The organism is Rhodanobacter soli, assembly GCF_040548735.1.
In the GTDB taxonomy this organism is placed as follows: Bacteria; Pseudomonadota; Gammaproteobacteria; order Xanthomonadales; family Rhodanobacteraceae; genus Rhodanobacter; species Rhodanobacter soli_A.
In genome coordinates this window covers 1,354,561-1,373,260 of the sequence record NZ_JBEPSD010000001.1, presented here as the reverse complement: position 1 = coordinate 1,373,260, position 18,700 = coordinate 1,354,561, and the positions used below count along the sequence as shown (strand labels likewise).

12 protein-coding genes are annotated in these 18,700 nt (G+C 67.4%); 6 read left to right on the top strand and 6 right to left on the bottom strand.

Going from position 1 to position 18,700, the window contains the following annotated elements; translation table 11 throughout:
- The first annotated feature begins 40 nt into the window (after positions 1–40).
- The gene (locus tag ABIE04_RS06410) at positions 41–1,888 is read left to right on the top strand and encodes a tetratricopeptide repeat-containing sulfotransferase family protein (RefSeq protein ID WP_354547720.1); all 1,848 of its coding nucleotides are present in this window, start codon (positions 41–43) and stop codon (positions 1,886–1,888) included.
- A 56-nt stretch (positions 1,889–1,944) separates the two neighbouring features.
- On the opposite strand, the gene ABIE04_RS06405 is transcribed toward ABIE04_RS06410, so the two are convergent.
- Positions 1,945–3,510 carry a tetratricopeptide repeat-containing sulfotransferase family protein gene (locus tag ABIE04_RS06405; RefSeq protein ID WP_354547719.1) on the bottom strand — a complete coding sequence of 522 codons (1,566 nt, stop codon included), beginning with the start codon at positions 3,508–3,510 and terminating at the stop codon, positions 1,945–1,947.
- On the bottom strand, positions 3,507–5,084 hold the full coding sequence (locus ABIE04_RS06400) for a tetratricopeptide repeat-containing sulfotransferase family protein (RefSeq protein WP_354547718.1): 1,578 nt from the start codon (positions 5,082–5,084) through the stop codon (positions 3,507–3,509). The genes ABIE04_RS06405 and ABIE04_RS06400 overlap by 4 nt, the downstream gene beginning before the upstream one ends.
- A 206-nt stretch (positions 5,085–5,290) precedes the next feature.
- On the opposite strand from ABIE04_RS06400, the gene ABIE04_RS06395 reads away from it, so the two are divergent.
- A complete protein-coding gene (locus ABIE04_RS06395) occupies positions 5,291–6,568 on the top strand; it encodes an aspartyl/asparaginyl beta-hydroxylase domain-containing protein (protein WP_436410373.1) in 1,278 nt (425 codons plus the stop codon).
- Between the two features lie 93 nt (positions 6,569–6,661).
- On the opposite strand, the gene grxD is transcribed toward ABIE04_RS06395, so the two are convergent.
- From grxD to ABIE04_RS06375, 4 genes are all read right to left on the bottom strand, one after another.
- Positions 6,662–7,585, bottom strand: coding sequence for a Grx4 family monothiol glutaredoxin (gene grxD / locus ABIE04_RS06390; RefSeq protein ID WP_354547716.1), 924 nt, complete (start codon positions 7,583–7,585; stop codon positions 6,662–6,664).
- Positions 7,586–7,665: 80 nt separating this feature from the next.
- Complete coding sequence (locus ABIE04_RS06385; protein ID WP_354547715.1) at positions 7,666–8,523, bottom strand: UDP-2,3-diacylglucosamine diphosphatase; 858 nt, start codon at positions 8,521–8,523, stop codon at positions 7,666–7,668.
- Between the two features lie 86 nt (positions 8,524–8,609).
- Entirely contained in the window at positions 8,610–9,209 is a 600-nt protein-coding gene (locus tag ABIE04_RS06380) for an SGNH/GDSL hydrolase family protein (protein WP_354547714.1), read from the bottom strand.
- An 8-nt stretch (positions 9,210–9,217) separates the two neighbouring features.
- Positions 9,218–10,462, bottom strand: a complete 1,245-nt coding sequence (locus ABIE04_RS06375; protein ID WP_354547713.1) for an aminotransferase class I/II-fold pyridoxal phosphate-dependent enzyme — start codon at positions 10,460–10,462, stop codon at positions 9,218–9,220.
- A gap of 436 nt (positions 10,463–10,898) precedes the next feature.
- Here ABIE04_RS06375 and rsgA point away from each other — a divergent pair, with 436 nt between their 5' ends.
- The 4 genes from rsgA to aceE all read left to right on the top strand — a co-directional run bounded on the left by rsgA (position 10,899) and on the right by aceE (position 18,672).
- A complete protein-coding gene (rsgA, locus tag ABIE04_RS06370; RefSeq protein ID WP_354547712.1) occupies positions 10,899–11,954 on the top strand; it encodes a ribosome small subunit-dependent GTPase A in 1,056 nt (351 codons plus the stop codon).
- Between the two features lie 143 nt (positions 11,955–12,097).
- Positions 12,098–13,381, top strand: a complete 1,284-nt coding sequence (locus ABIE04_RS06365) for a flavohemoglobin expression-modulating QEGLA motif protein (protein WP_354547711.1) — start codon at positions 12,098–12,100, stop codon at positions 13,379–13,381.
- A 113-nt stretch (positions 13,382–13,494) separates the two neighbouring features.
- A complete protein-coding gene (locus ABIE04_RS06360; RefSeq protein ID WP_354547710.1) occupies positions 13,495–15,786 on the top strand; it encodes an NADP-dependent malic enzyme in 2,292 nt (763 codons plus the stop codon).
- 192 nt (positions 15,787–15,978) lie between these two features.
- On the top strand, positions 15,979–18,672 hold the full coding sequence (aceE, locus tag ABIE04_RS06355) for a pyruvate dehydrogenase (acetyl-transferring), homodimeric type (RefSeq protein WP_354547709.1): 2,694 nt from the start codon (positions 15,979–15,981) through the stop codon (positions 18,670–18,672).
- Positions 18,673–18,700 lie beyond the last annotated feature (28 nt).

The window sequence follows — 18,700 nt, the reverse complement described above, 5'->3', positions numbered from 1 at the left end:
TGAGGGCCGCGTGACGTTTACGCGGCCCTTTTTTGAGCTCATGAACGCCCATACCGTTTCCCAGATTGCCGCCGCGATAAACGCCGGCCACCCCGCTCGCGCAGAACAACTGTGCCGGCAGGCATTGCCCGAATTCCCGCAGGATGAGGATCTGCTGTTGCTGCTGGCCATGAGCCTGCATGCCCAACAGCAGCTGGCCGCCGCCCGGTCGATCTATGCCGAGCTGACACGGCTGGCCCCGGCGAGCAGTCTGCACTGGAACAATTACGCCACCGTGCTGGCGGATGCCGGCGCGCACGACGAGGCGCAGGCGGCCTATGCAAAGGCGATCCAGCTGGACCCGACCAATCCGCTGCCCAAGAGCCAGTTGGGGCTTTTGCTGATCGAGCAACACGATTATCTGGCCGCACGTGACGTGTTGCTTGACCTCGTTGCGCTGGATCAGGAGTCGGTACAGGCACGTATTCAGGCCGCCAGGGCGTGCTGCCTCAGTCAGGATATCCGGGGTGCCGGCGACTTGCTCAAACCCTGGCGCCACTGGTTGCCGCTGAACGACGACGGGCTGCAACTGGAGCTGGCGCAGGTACTGACGCTGCGGAACGATGTGCCCGCAGCGGCTGAGCTGCTGGAGGACCTGATTGCCCGCCGGCCTGCTCACCCGAAAGCACGGCTCCTGCTGGCCAGCGTGTATGAGCGGTTCAATCGGTTGGCGGACGCGGAGGCGATGGTGTCGCCGATGGTTCGCATGGCGGCGGACTGGACTGACGCCATGCGCAATGAGGCGGACCATCTGCTGGCCACGCTGGCATTGCGCCGGAAGGACCTGGTCGGTGCGAGGCAGCTGCTGGAGCTATGCGGGCCACAGGGCGACGACGATTATGCCCATTATTTCCAGCTGGCTTCCGTGTACGACAAGCTGGGCGATACCACGGCGGCGATGGGCGCCTTGCGCGAGGCGCATCGCCTGGAGGCGCGGGAGCGGCGGTTCGAATCGCTGGAGCATTTCACGCCTGCTGCGCCGGCCATGCCGACGGATGCTCCGCGGGTGTCGGCCGAACAGTATGCTCGCTGGCCGCAACTGATCGCGCCCGAGGCGCACGATTCGCCAGTCTTTGTGGTGGGTTTTCCGCGTTCGGGCACCACCTTGCTCGAGCAGATGCTGGATGCGCACCCGGGTTTGCAGTCGATGGACGAGAATCCATTCTTCAATAACCTGGCCGATACGCTGCGCCAGCACGATCCACGCATCCTGGACGACTTCGGCGTACTGCGGCAGTTCGATTGTGACGAACTGCGCAAGCGCTACCACGCGATGGTCGCCGAGCGCATAGCACGGCGGTGGGATGCACAGCTGGTCGACAAGAACCCACTGAACATGCAGTGGTTGCCGATGATCCATCGACTGTTTCCGGCGGCAAAGATCATCTTCGCGCTACGTCATCCCTGCGACGTGATTCTCAGCTGCTATATGCAGAATTTCCGCTCCAGCGGCCTGGCGGCAGCCTGCAATACGCTCACGCGGCTGGCGCACGCCTACGTGGAGATCATGACGTGCTGGCTGGAAGAGGTGAGCATTCTGCAGCCGGACATGATGGTGTCGCGCTACGAAGATCTCGTGCTGGACTTTCCGCAGCAGGCTGCGCGCATCGCACAGTTCCTGGAACTGGAGGATGCCGTTCCCATGCTGAGCTTCGACCAGCATGCACGCAGCAAGACGTATATCGGCACGCCCAGCTACTCGCAGGTGATCGAGCCGGTGAACCGGAAAGGACTGGGACGCTGGCATCGGTACCGCAGCGAGTTCGAGCCGGTCCTGCCGATCCTCGAACCCATGCTGCGGCATTGGGGCTACGACACCGAGATGTACAGCAGCTCGCCTGCGAATTAGCCGGCAGCGCTGATCGGGACAACCGCGCGGCGTGGCAAAGTTGCCCCGCCAGGGGGTTATGGCAAGGGAACCCGCAGTAGTTCCGGCAGGTAAGCTGCGTATTCGCGCCAACGTCCGGCGGAGCGGGTATGCACCGGCTGGCGCGCCTGCCATGCACTGGCGGTACTGATGCCGTGTGGCTTCTGCATCGGGTCGGAAGGGCTCATGGCCGGCAGTCCCAGCCAGTCGATCAGCGCTGCCACGATGTCATCCGGTGCTGTCACCAGGTCTTCGTAATGGACGGTGCGAAATGCTTCCGGGTAGCGTGCGCTCCAGTGCATGGCCAGGCGGCGGCAGCCCCGTATCAGCGCGCTGATGTCGCCGAAATCGTAGGCATAGTCGTGGGCCTGGTCATGAAAGGACTGAGACCAAAGCGACAGTGCCGTGTCGCGCGCGTGGCGCTGGCAATGAATGATCCGCGCGTTGGGCCACAATGCCATGATCAGGTCGACATGCAGCAGGTTCAGCGGCTGTTTGTCGATGAACCAGTGCGCGTCGCCATCGTCCTGGCGCAACTGCGCCGCGTAAATGGCGGCGGCCTGTTCGTAGGGGTCCTGCTGGCTGGCGGTCGTCAGCGAAAGCCGCTGCGCCAGCGCCTTGAGCCAGCCGAGTTCGCCGCGGTTGCGGACCTGCGGGTGACGTGCGATCAGTTCGGCCAGCAAGGTGGTGCCGGAGCGTGGTACGCCGACGATGAAGATCGGCGTCCAGTCGGCGGGTGCGGGCAACGTGAACGGATAGGGCTTGGCTGCGAGGCGTGCCTCGACGGAGCGGTTCCACTGTTTGCGCGACCATGAACCGGCGGCGTGTGCGAGCGTGTTGGCCTCGCGCAGATAGCTTGCCGCCTGGGCATAGTCGGCGATGTCGTCATGCGCCTTGCCGAGGGCGAACAATGTGGTGATGCGCGTCTTGTCGCTCAGCCCGGGTCGATTCAGCACCTCGCGAAACAGCGCGAAGTCCGGATGGCTGGAGTCCTGATAGCGTTGCAGGCCGGACAAGCCGATCGGGATATTCCATTCGACCGCCACGGGACTGTGGGCAAGCGCAAACTCATAACGTTCGCGCACGCGCTCGAATTCACCCAGCTGGATGCCCAGCATGCCGGCGTAGGCATGCATGCGCGGGTCGGTCGAGCCGGCAGCGAGCTCAGCTTCGCAAATCACGGCGGCATCCTGCGGGCGGCCATAGTCGTCAAGCATCTCCACCGCCTGGATCACGGTGTCCGTATCGTGCGGGCCGTGCTCGAACAGCTGTCGCATCGATTGTGCCGCCGCCTGCATGCGGCCCTGCTCGCGTAGCAGCCGGACCAGCAGGAACGTGGCGGCGACATGGGCGGGATGCTGCGCCAGCCAGTCGCGCAGCAACGCCTCGGCTTGTGTTTGCTGCTGCATTTGCCAATGCAGCCCGGCCAGACCAACGCGCACTTCTCCCGATGCGGGATAGCGCCGTGCCGCCGCCGAGAAAACGGCCAGCGCGCCGGCCAGATCGGCGCGCAGGGCCAGCGCGCGACCATGCTCGAGCCACTCCTGCTCCGGCGCTTGCTCGAGCGCGACGAGGATTGCCGTGCTTGTCGCCGATGCTGTCATGGCTGCCACGACGGCAGGTCAAGTGCCTTCCTGAGCGGGTCGAGCAGATTTCCGTAAAGATGTGCGCGTGCCGTGTCCCGGCGCAACGGCTGGTGCACCTGGGTGGCACTGGGTGAGCGTACCTCGCGCCGGTTCTCGTGGAAGTGCAGACACGCGTTCTCGAATGGCAGCCGGCAGAAATCCAGCAGTTCACGGATATGCGCTTCCGGCTCGGCCAGCAGCACCTCGTAGCGGTGCTCGTGCACCGAAGCGGGATGCAGCGCGGTCCAATGCTGCACACTGCGGTCGAAATCGCGCCAGAAGCTGGCCAGGTCGGCGAAGCTGCGCGTGTAACCGTTGCTGCTGTCCAGTGGTTGCCGGTAGCACGAGAAACACGTTTCCAGCCGGTCGCGCCGGCAGACCACGATATGAGCGGCCGGCAACATGGCGCGGATGGCGCCGATGTAGATCCAGTTGTTGGGCAGCTTGTCGGTGAAGATGGGACGCCGGCGTCGCCAGTGCGCGGTGCGTTCCAGGTAGCGTCGGCCGAGTCGTTCCCAGTCGGACGGTTGCATATGGTCGACCCACTGCGGAAACGGCTTGCCGCGGCGACGCGATTCCTCGGCCAGCACGTGCGGCAGATCGGGCAATTCGCCGGCGCCTTCCACCGACGAATGCGAAGCCAGGATCTGTTCGACGAGGGTAGAGCCCGCGCGCGGCAGGCTGACGATGAAGATGGCCTCGCGGCCAAGTGGTTCCATCGCGCCGGCAGGTGGTGGATCGAACGCAGCAGTGATGGCCGCGACGCTGCTGGAGAACGCTTCGGCATTCCAGTCCTGGCGGCGGCGCGCAATGGCATTGGCCTGTTCCAGTGCGGCAAGTGAAGCGGCGTAGTTGCCGGCATCATCGAGAGCCTTGGCCAGGGCAAAGCCGATCGTGATGCGGTCGTTGTCGTTGGTCGCGGGAAGCTGCAGCGCAGCGCGCATGCGCTTGATGTCTTCTTCGGTGAAGCGCTGTGTCCTGAGGTCGGCCAGTCCCCACCAGGCGATCCCGGCCGCGGGGTGCTGGGCGATCAGTTGGCGGTATTCGGCGGCCGCTTCTTCGAGCTGCCCTCGCGTGCGCAGTATGTCGGCGAGCAGCGCCCGCGCGGCGATATGGTCGGGTGCGAGCGAGACGGTCCGTTGCAGCGCCTCCACAGCTTCGTCGTTGCGCACGGATTTGGTCAGCATAACGCCGAGGTTGAACCAGGCGATGGCCAGGCCTGGCTGGAGCTTGCAGGCAACGCGCAACGCATCGATCGCCAATTCGTAGTCGCCCGCTGCGCCCAGCAGCGATCCGAGGGTGTTGTGATAGAGCGGATCCTGCGGGCGTTGCGCCAGCGCCCGGCGCATCACGCGCAAGGCATCGAGGTGTTGGCCGCGCAAGTTGTGGATACCTGCCAGCAGCCGCAGCACTTCGGGATGGTCCGGGTACGCCGCCAATGCATGCGACAGTTGCCGATCGGCCTCGTCCAGATGGCCACCGTCGAGCGCCTGTCCCGCAGCCAATACATGTTGGATGACGACGGGGCTCAGCCCGTGCAGACGTGGGTTCATCGAGGTCTCTGATCAGGACGTGGTTTCTGCGGTGCGGCATCCTGCGAATACAGGGAATGGGCGCGCTGTCTCTCGAACCTCATTATTATGCTTGGTACGCACCGTCAGCGAGGCTGACTGACGTTTTTCTTCCTGAACAGAACCCGTTTGGCGGTAATCAGACGATGAACAGCGAGCTTCATGAGGGTGCTGTGGCCTTGCGCGAAATGGCGCACAACGGACTGCAGCGTGGTGATCCGGTACTGGCCGAGCAGCACTTTGCGCGGCTGCTGGAGATGATTCCCGGTGACGTCGAGGCGCTGCAGTTCGTCGCCAGCCGCCATCTGATTCGCGGGGATGCCATTCGTGCCGTGGCCATGCTGCTCGCGGCTGATCAGGCGCATCCGGATGATGCCAATACGCTGCACCAGTTGGGTGCCGCGCAGATGGCCGCCGGGGATCTGCCCGGCGCAGTGGGCAGCCTGCAACGTGGAACGGCGCTGGCGCCGCACATGTTTGTGGCGCGTCTTCGCCTGGGTATGGCGCTTGAAAAGCTGGGGGAAACGCACCGTGCACTGGTGGCTTATTTCGGCGCGGTAAACGCTGCCCAGGCACAAGGCCGCTGGCTTGGCGATGCGAACACAGCACCCGGTCTGCGCGATGCGGTCAGGCATGCGATTGGTTTCATCGATGCCGGGCGCCGGCAGCTTTTCGATCAAGTGCTCGAACCCCTGCGGCAGCGTTACGGTCGCTCCGAACTTGCACGCGTGGAGGATTGTCTGTCCATTTATCTCGGCGAAAAGGCGATGACCCCGCCCGATTCGCGGCAGCGACCGAAGTTCCTCTATTTCCCGAGCGTGCCGAGCCAGCCGTATTACCCGCGCGAGCGTTTTCCGTGGCAGGCGGAACTGGAGGCCAACACTGCCGTGATTCGCGAGGAGCTGCGCGCCGTGCTGTCGCAGCCGCAGGACCTCGAACCGTTTCTGCAGACGGATTCGCCACAGGACGCGGCCGACCTGGTGCGCTCCTCCGGTACCCGGGCGGCCTGGGATGCGTATTTCTTCCATCGCCACGGCGAGCGCTACGACGCGCATTGCGCGCGCTGTCCGCAGACGGCCGCACTGCTCGACGCGCTGCCGCTCGTGTACGTGCGCGAACACTCACCGGAAACGTTGTACTCGGTGCTGCGGCCCGGCACGCATATCCTGCCGCACCGTGGCGTCACCAACACCCGACTGGTCACGCACCTGCCGCTGATCGTGCCGCCCGATTGTGCCTTGCGCGTTGGCGGAGAAATCCATGCGTGGCAGGAGGGACGCTGTGTGACCTTCGATGACACGTTCGAGCACGAGGCCTGGAACAACAGTGGCGAAACGCGGGTAGTGCTGATTCTCGACAGCTGGAATCCGGATCTCAGCGAGGCCGAACGGGCAGCCGTGAATGATCTGGTCGGGGCGATCGGCGATTTCAACCGGGAGAGCGAAGTACTTACCCCCAAGGGTTGAGCCTGACACTAGGCATGATCCGGCGGAACGGAGAGCGCCCTTCCAAGGGCGCTCTCCGTGCTTCGTCGAGTACCGGACGAAAGCCCTTTCGGATCAGTAGCGAGGCACGCTGGAATCCACCTCGCTGGCCCACGCATCCATGCCGCCTTCCACGTTGTAGATGTTGCTGAAGCCGTGCGCGGCGAAGCGTTCGGCCATGGCGCGGCTGGACATGCCGTGGTGGCAGATGAAGGCCAGCGCGGTGTCCTTCGGCAGGTTGGCCAGGCTCTCGTAACCTTCCTCTTCCAGCACCCGCGCCTGCGCCAGCGGTGCGGCCTGGGCGCGGCCGGCGGCGGGGCGCACGTCGATCAGGGTGATGTCGTTGGCGGCCAGCCGCTGCTTCAGCTGCTGCACGCTGAGCGGCTTGATCTCGGTGGCGCCGGGGAATTTCAGGCTCAGGCCCTCGCCCTGCACGGTGGAGACCCAGTCGATCACGATGCCCTTGGCGCGCTGTGCGCTGGCCGGGTCGAAATGCACTTCGAGGCCGTTCGCATGGGCCACGATGTCGTGCTCGCCGGCCGGCGCCAGCTGGAAGCCGGCGCTGTGGTCGGGACCGATCTCCAGATGCAGTGCCACGCCTTGCGCATTTGCGGTGCCTTGGCGAATCGCCTCGGCGGCGGCGTCGGTGATGGTGATTTCCGGCGGGGTCCGGTCCGGCGCGGCGACGCCGAACAGCTGGTGCAGTTCGCCGCTGCCGTACATCTGGCGGATGATGTCGGCGCCGCCGACCAGTTCACCTTCCACGTACAGCTGCGGGATCGTGGGCCAGTCGCCGTAGGCCTTGATGCCCTCGCGGATCTCCGGATCGTCCAGCACGTTGACCGTGTGGTACTCGGGCAGCAATTCATTGAGCGTGTTGGTGGCCGCGGCCGAGAAGCCGCACATCGGCTGCTGGCGGTTGCCTTTCATGAACAGCACCACGCGGTGGTCCTTGAGCAGGGTTTCGATACGTTCGCGGGTGGCGGCGTCGAGAGACATGGGGAACTCCGGCAAAGAAGGCTTCAATGATACGCCGTCCGATATGCGGGGGACTTGCCGGCCTTCAAGGTTGCCCCCGCTCAGGCGGCCCGGTGCAGCTCGCCCAGGTGGCGCCGGCGGGCGCCCAGCGGCGCCAGCGCCAGCACCGCGGCGGGCGAGGGCCAGACCAGTTCGCGGCTGGCGCGACCCAGCGCGGTGGACTGCTCGCTCCAGTGGATCAGTTCCATCGCACCGGTGTGATCCTCGACCAGCGCGGTGCAATGCTCGACCCAGTCGCCGTCGTTGAGGTAGAGCACGCCGGCCAGCTCGCGCACGTGGCCGAAGTGGATGTGCCCGCAGATATGCCCGTCGAAGCCGCGTTCGCGCGCGTCCGCGGCGACGCGTTGTTCGTACGCGCGGATGTACGCCAGCGCCTTGCCGACGTGCGACTTGAGGATGATCGACAGCGGCAGATACGGCAGCCGCAGCCGTCGCCGCATTGCATGCAGCCGGCGATTGCCCCAGCAGATGAGTCGATGCATCGCCTCGCCGAACTGCTGCATCCAGCGGCGGCCGATCCGCTCGGGGTCGAACTCGTCGCCGTGGCTGACCCGGTAGCGGCGACCATCGGCGCCGACGTGCACCGCATCCAGTGCGATCCGCACGCCGCCGAAGTTCTGCCCGTGCAGGCCGCGCATGGGCGCGTCGTGGTTGCCGGGGATGTAGACGACGTCGACGCCACGGCGCGCCAGTTCCAGTATCTCGGCGATCACCGCGCTGTGTTCGGCATGCCACCAGTGGCGCCGGGACAGCGCCTCCAGGTCGACGATGTCGCCCACCAGATAGAGCTTTTCGCAGCGCAGCTGGCGCAGGAAGTTGAGCAGGTAGGCGGCCTTGCAGTCCGGCGTGCCCAGATGCACGTCGGAGATGAAGGCGCTGCGGCAGTGCAGGCTGGTCATGGCCGATCCCAGGTGGTTGCCCGGGGCGCCAGTGTGCAGACGTCACGTCACCGTGCGATGGCGAACAGGTTGCAGCGCGGTTGCGGCTAGGAGCGAAGTGCCGCGCGCACGGCCGGTTCGATCGCTTCCACCCACAAGGCGTACTGCGCCGCGGAAGGGTGCAGGCCGTCGTCGGCGAGCAGCTCGGGGTGCTGGCGCGAGGTGCCGGTGATGTCGACGAAGCGGGCGCCGGCGCGTTCGGTTTCAGCGTGGGCCAGCGCGTTGTAGGCGTCCAGCTCGGCGGCGATGCGTGCGCGGTCGCGGCCCTGTTCGCGGGCGAAGCGGGTGACGCCCCAGTCGGGGATCGACGCCACCACCACGCGCGCGGCACGGCCGCCGGCCAGCACGATCGCGCGATCCAGCAGGCCGGCGAACTGTTCGCGGTAGTCGTCGGCCGGGCGGCCGCGGTACTGGTTGTTCACGCCGATCTGCAGCGTCACCAGGCCGTAGGGCGGCATCAGTGCCGCGGCATCCATGCCTTGCGCCAGTTCGTCGGTGGTCCAGCCGGTGACGGCAACGATCCGCGGCTCGTCGATCGGCATGCCGCCGTGGCGCAGGCGCTGCACCAGCACGGCCGGCCAGCGCTCGTGCGCGGCCACCGCCTCGCCGATGGTGTACGAGTCGCCGAGGGCGAGATAGGTCGGCACGGCGAGGTTCAGGCCACCGCGGCCGTGGACGGCGACTGCTCGCGCGCCATGCGCGCCAGCACCCGTTCGGTCCGCACGAACACCTCGCGCAGTTGTGCGGGCGGCGGCAGCAGGGTCAGCCGGAAGTGGCGGCTGCGCGGCACGTTGAAGCTGCTGCCGGGCACCACCAGCACCGATTCCTCCTCCAGCAGGCGCAGCGCGAAGGCCTCGTCGTCGAAGCTGGCGAGGCGGTCGGCACGCACCTGCGGGAACGCGTACAGCGCGCCGTCCGGGGCCACCAGTTCCAGGTAGTCGCTGGCGGCGACGCCTTCCAGCACGACCTGACGCGCCTCGTGCAGGCGCCCGCCGGGAGCGGTCAGCGTGCCGATCGTCGGCGCATCCTGCAGCGCCGGCAGCACCGCCCATTGCGCGGTGACGTTCGCGCACAGGCGCAGCGCGGCCAGCAGCTGCAACGCGTCGCGATAGGCCGCGCTGCGCGCGACATCGCCGGACAGGCTCATCCAGCCGACCCGGTAGCCGCAGGCGCGGTGCACCTTGGACAGGCCGCCGAAGCTGAGGCAGGGCCACTCGCCGGCCACCTCGGCCAGTGGCTGGAAGCTGGCGCCGTCGTACAGGATCTCGTCGTAGATCTCGTCGGACAGCAGCAGTAGGCGGTGCTTTGCCGCGATCGTCACCAGCCGTTCCAGCAGCGCGCGCGGATAGACCGCGCCGGTCGGGTTGTTCGGGTTGATCAGCACCAGGGCGCGGGTGCGCGGCGTGATCAGCGCCTCGATCTCGTCCGGATCGGGCAGGTGGCCGTGGCGGGCGAGGCAGCGGTAGTAGCGCGGCTGGCCGCCGTTGAGGATGGTGGCGGCGCTCCACAGCGGGTAGTCCGGGCTCGGCAGCAACACCTCGTCGCCGGCCTGCAGCAGTGCGCGCAGCGACAGGTCGATCAGTTCGCTGACGCCGTTGCCGATGAAGATGCGCTCGGGCTCGGCTCCCTGGGCGCCACGCGCGCGCTGCTGCGCGGCGATCGCCTCGCGAGCGAGTTCCAGGCCTTGTTCGTGGCCGTAGGCCTCGCTCTCGTGCAGGTGGCCGGCGATCGCCTCGCGCAGGTGCGCCGGCGCCGCGAAGCCATAGCGGCCGGGGTTGCCGATGTTGAGCTTGATGATGTCGAGGCCGGCAGCCTCCAGCTCGCGCGCGCGCCGGGTCAGCGCGCCGCGGATTTCGTAGCGCACGTCCGCCAGGTGCGCACTGGGTGTGATCGAGGCCAACGCCGGTGTCCTTGTGCAGGTTGAGGTCGACAGGCGGCCGTGCCGCCGGCGGCTTGATGCTAGCAGCGTGGTGCAGTGCAGCGCGAGCATCTTTTGGGCCGGATTCCGGTTCATCGTCGGGCAATCTTCAGGCAAGGCATAATCACCGGACCGTGCCGACCTAAGAGCCTGTTCATGATCTCCGGGTGCCTCGCGTTGTCGTTGAGTGGCCGCCAGGTGGTAGTGCGTGGCGCAGCGCCTGACTGGCCGTCAGGTCAAGCCGCGCGCTGCCGCATGGCGGCCACTCAACGACAACCCTTCGGGCCGGGTCTGTTTGCCCGCACGCCGGCGTCATCACTCGGTCGTGTACGGACGTACACTCCCTCGCTCTTCCTTGGCCTGCGAGCAAACAGCTCCCGGCGCGTGGCGCCCGGAGATCATGAACAGGCTCTTACCCATGAGTGATGCCAAAACGATCGAACGCCTGCGCCGCATCGGCTGGCGCGGTGATGCGCTGCCGGCCTCCGGTTTGCGCCTGGCGCGGGTCGTGGCCCAGCATCGCGCCGGCTATGAGCTGCACGACGGCGAAACCCTGTTCGGCGCGCAGCCGGACGGGCGTTTCCTCAAGCGCGGCATCGACCCGTCCGAGCGGCCGGTGGTCGGCGATTTCGTCGAGGTCGAGGCGGGCAAGCCGCCGCACATCGTCAACGTGCTGGCGCGGCGCACGGTGCTGTCGCGCGCGGCGGCCGGCGAGCGCTACGAGCGGCAGCTGATTGCCACCAACATCGACTACGTGCTGGTGCTGACCGGACTGGATGGCGACTTCAACCCGGCGCGGATCGAACGCTACCTGTCGCTGACCGAGGATTCCGGCGCGCAGCCGGTGGTGCTGCTGAGCAAGCTGGACACGCGCGAGGACGCCGCGGCGCAGATCGAGGCGCTGCGTGCGCGGCTGCCCGCCGCGACGCCGATCCATGCACTGAACGGCAAGGACCCGGCCAGCGTGGCGCAACTGGCGGCGTACCTGCAGCCGGGCGACAGCGCGGTGCTGGTCGGCTCCTCCGGCGCCGGCAAGTCCACCCTGACCAATACCCTGCTCGGCACGGCACGTATGGCCACCGCCGAAGTACGCAGCCACGACAGCCGCGGCCGCCACACCACCACCCATCGCGCCCTGCTGCAGTTGCCCAGCGGCGGTTGCCTGATCGACACGCCGGGGATGCGCGAGCTGAAGCTCACCGGCGAGGAAAACCTCGACCTGTTCGCCGACATCGAGGCACTGGCCGAGCAATGCCGTTTCGCCGATTGCGGCCATGGCAGCGAGCCGGGCTGCGCGATACAGATGGCGCTCGACAGCGGCGAACTGGCGCCCGGGCGCTGGCGCAACTTCCTCAAGCTGCACGACGAGCGCGAGGAGCAGGCGGCGACGCTGGAAGCGCGCCTGCGCCGGCAGCGCGGCGGCCGGCCGATCGAACGGCCGCACGGCCATCGCGGGCAGCGCGAGCGGGACTGAGCCGGCGCGTCCGGCTTGCGCACGAGGCGCGTCAAAGCATCTAGTATCGCGGCATCGTCGTAGCGGAGCGCAGGCATGCGTCGGTTGTCGTCGTCATATTCCCAGCCGGGAGGCCGTACCGGCTCGTCGTGCGGGGCCGCGCGATGAACGCGTCGGACGCTACCGTCGCGCCCGAGCTGCAGCGCTATGCCGTGCTCGACCAGCGCCTGCTGGCGGCAGTGCGCGGCATCCACATCCTGCCCACGGTGGCGTGGCCGGCGTCGCTGGAAAGCCGCATGATCGAGGCCTACGACAAGGGTCGCTTCGCGTTGCCGGACGTGAGCTACACGCGGCCGGACCTGTCCGCGGCGCGCGCCGAGCTGGCGGCGATCGAGGCGGCGGCGGCCGAGGGCGCGGAGATCGACCCGCTGGGCGACTACCTGCGCCGCACCGCCGAATCCTGGCGCATTGCCGCCGAGATGCTGGAATCGGTCGGCACGGCCGGCGTCACCGCGCCGTCGATCGCGCTGTATGGACGTCCGGACGACATGATCCCCGGCAGCCGGCGCAGCAACCTCGATGCGGCGCGCTACTTCGTCGAATTGTCCGACGAGCTGGGCGCGGACCTGCTGGCCGACGACAGCAGCGTGAACGTGCCGGCCGACGTGCTGCGCAGCGACCTCGCCGCCACCCTGGACGAGTTCTTCGGCGCCGGCACGATCAACGTCGAGGTCGATCCCGAGCTGACCGCCAAGGCGGCCGCCGGCGCCACCCGCATCCGGCTGCGCGGCGGCGCCAGCTTCAGCGAGTACGATCGCCACCAGCTGCTGGCGCACGAGGCGTTCGTGCATTCGCTGACCGCGCTGAACGGCCGCCGGCAACCGCTGCTGGCCTCGCTGGCGCGCACCTCGCCGCGGGTCACCGCGACCCAGGAAGGGCTGGCCGTGTTCGCCGAACTGATGTCCGGCGCGATCGACATCACGCGGCTCAAGCGCATCAGCCTGCGCATCCTGGCGATCGACATGGCGCTCAGCGGCGCCGACTTCGTCGAGGTCTACAAGTACTTCAGCGCCTGCGGGCAGAGCACGGCGGACAGCTTCCATTCGGCCCAGCGCGTGTTCCGCGGCGTGCCGCTGGGCGGCGGCGCGGCATTCGCCAAGGACAACGTCTACCTGTCCGGCCTTCTCACCGTGCACACGTTCTTCCGCCTCGCCCTGAAGCGGCGGCGGATGGATCTGCTGCGCCACCTGTTCGCCGGCAAGCTGACCCTGCACGACGTCGTCGCGTTGCAGCCGCACTTCGAATCCGGCGCGATCCTGCCGCCGCGCTGGCTGCCGCCGTGGATGCAGCACGTGCATGGATTGGCCGGCAAGCTGGCGTTCTCGGTCTTCATCAACGGCATCCAGTTGAACCGGGTGCATGGCGACGAACTGCTGCAGAGCGTCTAGGAGCGCGGCGTAGCGTCGCAAGAACGGGCCGGCGCAGGCCGCCCCGGTGCTAACATCACGGGAAGTCATCCGCCGCGGCGGATGGACTTCCCTTCACCGACAAAACGTATCCAATGAGCCTCCCCGAAGAACTGCGCCTTGCTGCCCTCGAATATCACCGTCTGCCGCGCCCCGGCAAGATCAAGGTCACCCCGACCACCTCGCTGCTGACCCAGCGCGACCTGTCGCTGGCCTATTCGCCGGGCGTCGCCGCGGCCTGCGATGCGATCGTGGAGGACCCGACCACGGCGGCGGAGTACACCGCGCGTTCCAACCTGGTCGCGGTGATCACCAACGGCACCGCGGTGCTGGGCCTGGGCAACATCGGGCCGCTGGCGGCCAAGCCGGTGATGGAAGGCAAAGGCGTGCTGTTCCAGAAGTTCGCCGGCATCGACGTGTTCGACATCGAGATCGACGAGAACGACCCGGACAAGCTGGTCGACATCATCGCCAGCCTGGAGCCCACCTTCGGCGGCATCAACCTGGAAGACATCAAGGCGCCGGAGTGCTTCATCGTCGAGCGCAAGCTGCGCGAGCGGATGAAGATCCCGGTGTTCCACGACGACCAGCACGGCACCTCGATCATCGTCGGCGCGGCGCTGATCAACGCGCTGGTGGTGGTCGGCAAGAAGATCGAGGACATCCGCGTGGCCACCACCGGCGCCGGCGCGGCGGGCATCTCCTGCCTCGACATGCTGGTGGCGCTGGGCGTGAAGCCGGAGCACATCCTGGCGTTCGACCGCCACGGCGTATTGCACAGCGAGCGCACCGACCTCGACCCCGACAAGCAGCGCTACGCGCGCGACACCAAGGCACGCACGCTGGCCGAAATCGTCGAGGGCGCGGACGTGTTCCTCGGCCTGTCCGCCGGCGGCATCCTGAAGCCGGAGATGGTCGCCACGATGGCCGCGCGGCCGATCATCTTCGCGCTGGCCAACCCGAACCCGGAGATCACTCCGGAAGAGGCCAAGGCGGTGCGGCCGGACTGCATCATGGCCACCGGCCGTTCGGACTACCCGAACCAGGTCAACAACGCGCTGTGCTTCCCGTACCTGTTCCGCGGCGCGCTGGACGTGGGCGCCACGGTGATCAACGAGCCGATGAAGATCGCCTGCGTACAGGCGATCGCGGCGCTGGCGCGGCGCGAGTCGTCCGACGTCAGCGCGCGCGCCTACGGCGGCAAGCCGCCCAGCTTCGGGCCGGAGTACCTGATCCCGCAGCCGTTCGATCCGCGCCTGCTGCTGCAGCTGCCGCCGGCGGTGGCGCAGGCGGCGATGGACTCGGGCGTGGCGACGCGGCCGATGGCCGACTTCGCCGAGTACACCGATCGCCTCACCAGTTTCGTGTTCCGTACCGGCCTGCTGATGAAGCCGGTGTTCGAGCGGGCCAAGTCCGCCCCCTGCCGGCTGGTCTACGCCGAGGGCGAGGAGGAGACCGTGCTGCGCGCGGTGCAGGTGGTGGTCGACGAAGGCCTGGCCAAACCCATCCTGATCGGCCGCCCGGAAGTGATCGAGAAGCGCATCAAGCGCGCCGGCCTGCGCATCAAGCTGGGCGTGGACGTCGAGATCTGCAACATCAACAGCGACCCGCGCTTCGACGACTACTGGCAGCACTACCACCGCTTGATGCAGCGCCGCGGGGTGACGCCTTCGATGGCCAAGGCGGTGGTGCGCTCGCGGCCCACCGCGATCGCGGCGCTGATGGTCGAACGCGGCGAAGCCGACGCGATGATCTGCGGCCTGGTCGGCCAGTACCAGGGCAAGCTGCGCTACATCCGCGACATCATCGGCCTGGACGCCGGCGTGGTCGAACCGTCGGCGATGGCAGCGGTGGCCACCGACAAGGGCACGTTCTTCTACCTCGATACGCATGTGCAGGACGATCCCTGCCCCGAGCAGGTCGCCGAGGCCACGCTGCAGGCATCGATCCGGCTGAAGCTGTTCGGCATCACGCCGAAGATCGCGTTGCTGTCCGGCGGCAACTTCGGCAGCCGCGACACCTGCGGCGCGAAGAAGATGCGCAAGGCGCTGGAGCTGATCCGCGCCCGCGCGCCGCGGCTGGAAGTGGAGGGCGAGATGCAGTCCGACGTGGCGCTGACGCCGGCGCTGCGCGAGAAGCTGTTCCCGAACTCGCGGTTGGAGGGCAAGGCGAACGTGTTCGTGTTCCCGAACCTGGACGCGGCCAACATCGCCTACAACATGACCCGCATGCTCAGCGACGGCGTGGTGATCGGGCCGATCCTGATGGGCGTGGCCAAGCCGGCGCACATCCTGATGCCGCAGTCGACCGTGCGCCGGGTGGTGAACATGAGCGCGGTGGCCTGCGTCGAGGCGCAGATCCGCGCGGCGAACCGCCCGCAAGGCTGACCGACCCGGCCGCCCCGACCGGGGGCGGCCGATCCGTCGCCGGCAGCCCCGCCGCCGTGCGCCGCCGCATGGAATCTGCATTGGCGACCCTCGGGCCCAACGGCTAGACTTGGACGTTGATCCCGCTGCAATCCCCCGGCGGCGGGTACCCCCTCAAGCATGAGCGCTGCAACGGCGCCGCGGAGAATCTTCATGGATCAGCTCGACGACATCCTCAACCAGGACATCGACCCCACCGAAACCCGGGAGTGGATCGACTCGCTCGACGCGGTGATCCATCACGACGGCACCGAACGCGCGCATTTCCTGCTGGAGAAGATGGTCGACACCACCCGCCGTTCGGGTGGCTACCTGCCGTTCAACCCGACCACCGAATACGTCAACACGATCGCGCCCAGCCAGGAAGCGAAGAGCCCCGGCGACGCGGCGATGGAATGGCGCATCCGTTCGCTGATCCGCTGGAACGCGATGGCGATGGTGGTGCGTGCGAACCGCAAGCCGGGCGAGCTGGGCGGGCACATCGCCAGCTTCGCCTCCAGCGCCACGCTGTACGACGTGGGCTTCAACCATTTCTGGCGCGCGCCGAGCGCCGATCACCCGGGCGACCTGGTCCTGCACCAGGGCCATTCCAGCCCGGGCATCTATGCGCGCTCGTTCCTCGAAGGCCGCTTGGCCGAGGACCAGCTCGACCTGTTCCGCATGGAAGTGGCCGGCCATGGCCGCGCGCTGTCGTCGTACCCGCACCCGTGGTTGATGCCGGACTACTGGCAGGTACCGACGGTGTCGATGGGCCTGGGGCCGATCCAGGCGATCTACCAGGCGCAGTTCTTCAAGTACCTCGAACACCGCGGGCTGGTCCCGAAGAGCGACCGCAAGGTCTGGTGCTTCATGGGCGACGGCGAATGCGACGAGCCGGAGTCGCTGGGCGCGATCTCGCTGGCCGGCCGCGAGGGCCTGGACAACCTGATCTTCGTGATCAACTGCAACCTGCAGCGGCTGGACGGTCCGGTGCGCGGCAACGGCAAGATCATCCAGGAGCTGGAAGGCGTGTTCCGCGGCGCCGGCTGGAACGCGCTCAAGGTGGTCTGGGGCAGCTACTGGGATCCGCTCTTGGCGCGCGACAGCAAGGGCGTGCTGCGCAAGCTGATGATGGAAACCGTCGACGGCGAGTACCAGGCGTGCAAGGCGTTCGGCGGCGCGTACACGCGCGAGCATTTCTTCGGCAAATACCCGGAGACGCGCGAGATGGTCGCCAACCTCAGCGACGACGACATCTGGCGGCTGAACCGCGGCGGCCATGACCCGCACAAGGTGTACGCGGCCTACCACGCGGCGGTGAACACCACGGGCATGCCCACGGTGATCCTGGCCAAGACGGTCAAGGGCTATGGCATGGGCGCGGCCGGCGAGTCGCAGAACCCGACCCACCAGCAGAAGAAGCTGGACGACGAGTCGGTGCGGCATTTCCGCGACCGCTTCCAGATCCCGATTGCCGACGACAAGCTGCATGACGTGCCGTACTACCACCCGGGCAAGGACTCGCCGGAAGTGCAGTACATGCTGGAGCGCCGCCAGGCGCTCGGCGGCGCGCTGCCGCAGCGCCGGCGCAAGGCGGACGCCAAGCTGAAGGCGCCGGAACTGGCCGCGTTCGAGCAGATCACCAAGGGCACCGGCGAGCGCGAGATCTCCACCACGATGGCGCTGGTGCGCGGCATCAACCTGCTGCTGCGCGACAAGCAGCTGGGCGAGCGGATCGTGCCCATCGTCGCCGACGAGGCGCGCACGTTCGGCATGGAGGGCATGTTCCGCCAGATCGGCATCTACGCGCCGTTCGGCCAGAAATACAAGCCGCAGGATTCCGACCAGCTGCTGTACTACCGCGAGGACCAGAAGGGCCAGGTGCTGCAGCAGGGCATCAGCGAGGCCGGCGGCATGGCGTCGTGGATGGCGGCGGCGACCAGCTACTCGGTCAGCAACCAGGCGATGCTGCCGTTCTTCATCTATTACTCGATGTTCGGCTTCCAGCGCATCGGCGACCTGTGCTGGGCGGCGGGCGACATGCGCTCGCGCGGCTTCCTGGTCGGCGGCACCTCGGGCCGCACCACGCTGAACGGCGAGGGCCTGCAGCACGAGGACGGCCACTCGCACCTGATGGCCGGCGCAGTCCCGAACGTGAAGTCGTACGACCCGACCTTCTCGTACGAAGTGGCCGTGATCCTGCAGGACGGCGTGCGCCGGATGATGCAGGAGCAGGAGGACATCTACTACTACGTCACCGTGATGAACGAGAACTACAGCCACCCCGACCTGCCCAAAGGCAGCGAGGAAGGCATCATCAAGGGCATGTACCTGTTCAAGGATGGCGGCAAGCCGAAGAAGGGCGAGCCGCGCGTGCAGCTGCTTGGTTCCGGCACGATCCTGCGCGAGGTGATCGCGGCGGCCGAATTGCTGGAGAAGGACTTCGGCGTGAAGTCCGACATCTGGTCGTGCCCCAGCTTCATCGAGTTGCGCCGCGACGGCTTCGACGCCGAGCGCTGGAATCGCCTGCATCCGGAAGCGAAGCAGCGCGTGCCGTACGTCACCGGTCTGCTCGACGGGCGCTCCGGCCCGGCGATCGCCGCCACCGACTACGTGCGCGAGTACGCCGACCAGATCCGCGCGTTCCTGCCTGACGGCATGCGCTACACCGTGCTGGGCACCGACGGCTTCGGCCGCTCGGATACCCGCGCGCACCTGCGCGAGTTCTTCGAGGTCGACCGCTACTGGATCGCGCACGCGGCGCTGGCCGCGCTGGCGAAGGACGGCAAGATGAACGCGAAGGACGTCAGCCGCGCGATCAAGGAATACAAGCTCGACCAGGACAAGCCGAATCCGCTGACGGTGTGATTCCGCCCGCCTCGCCGGCGCCATGCCG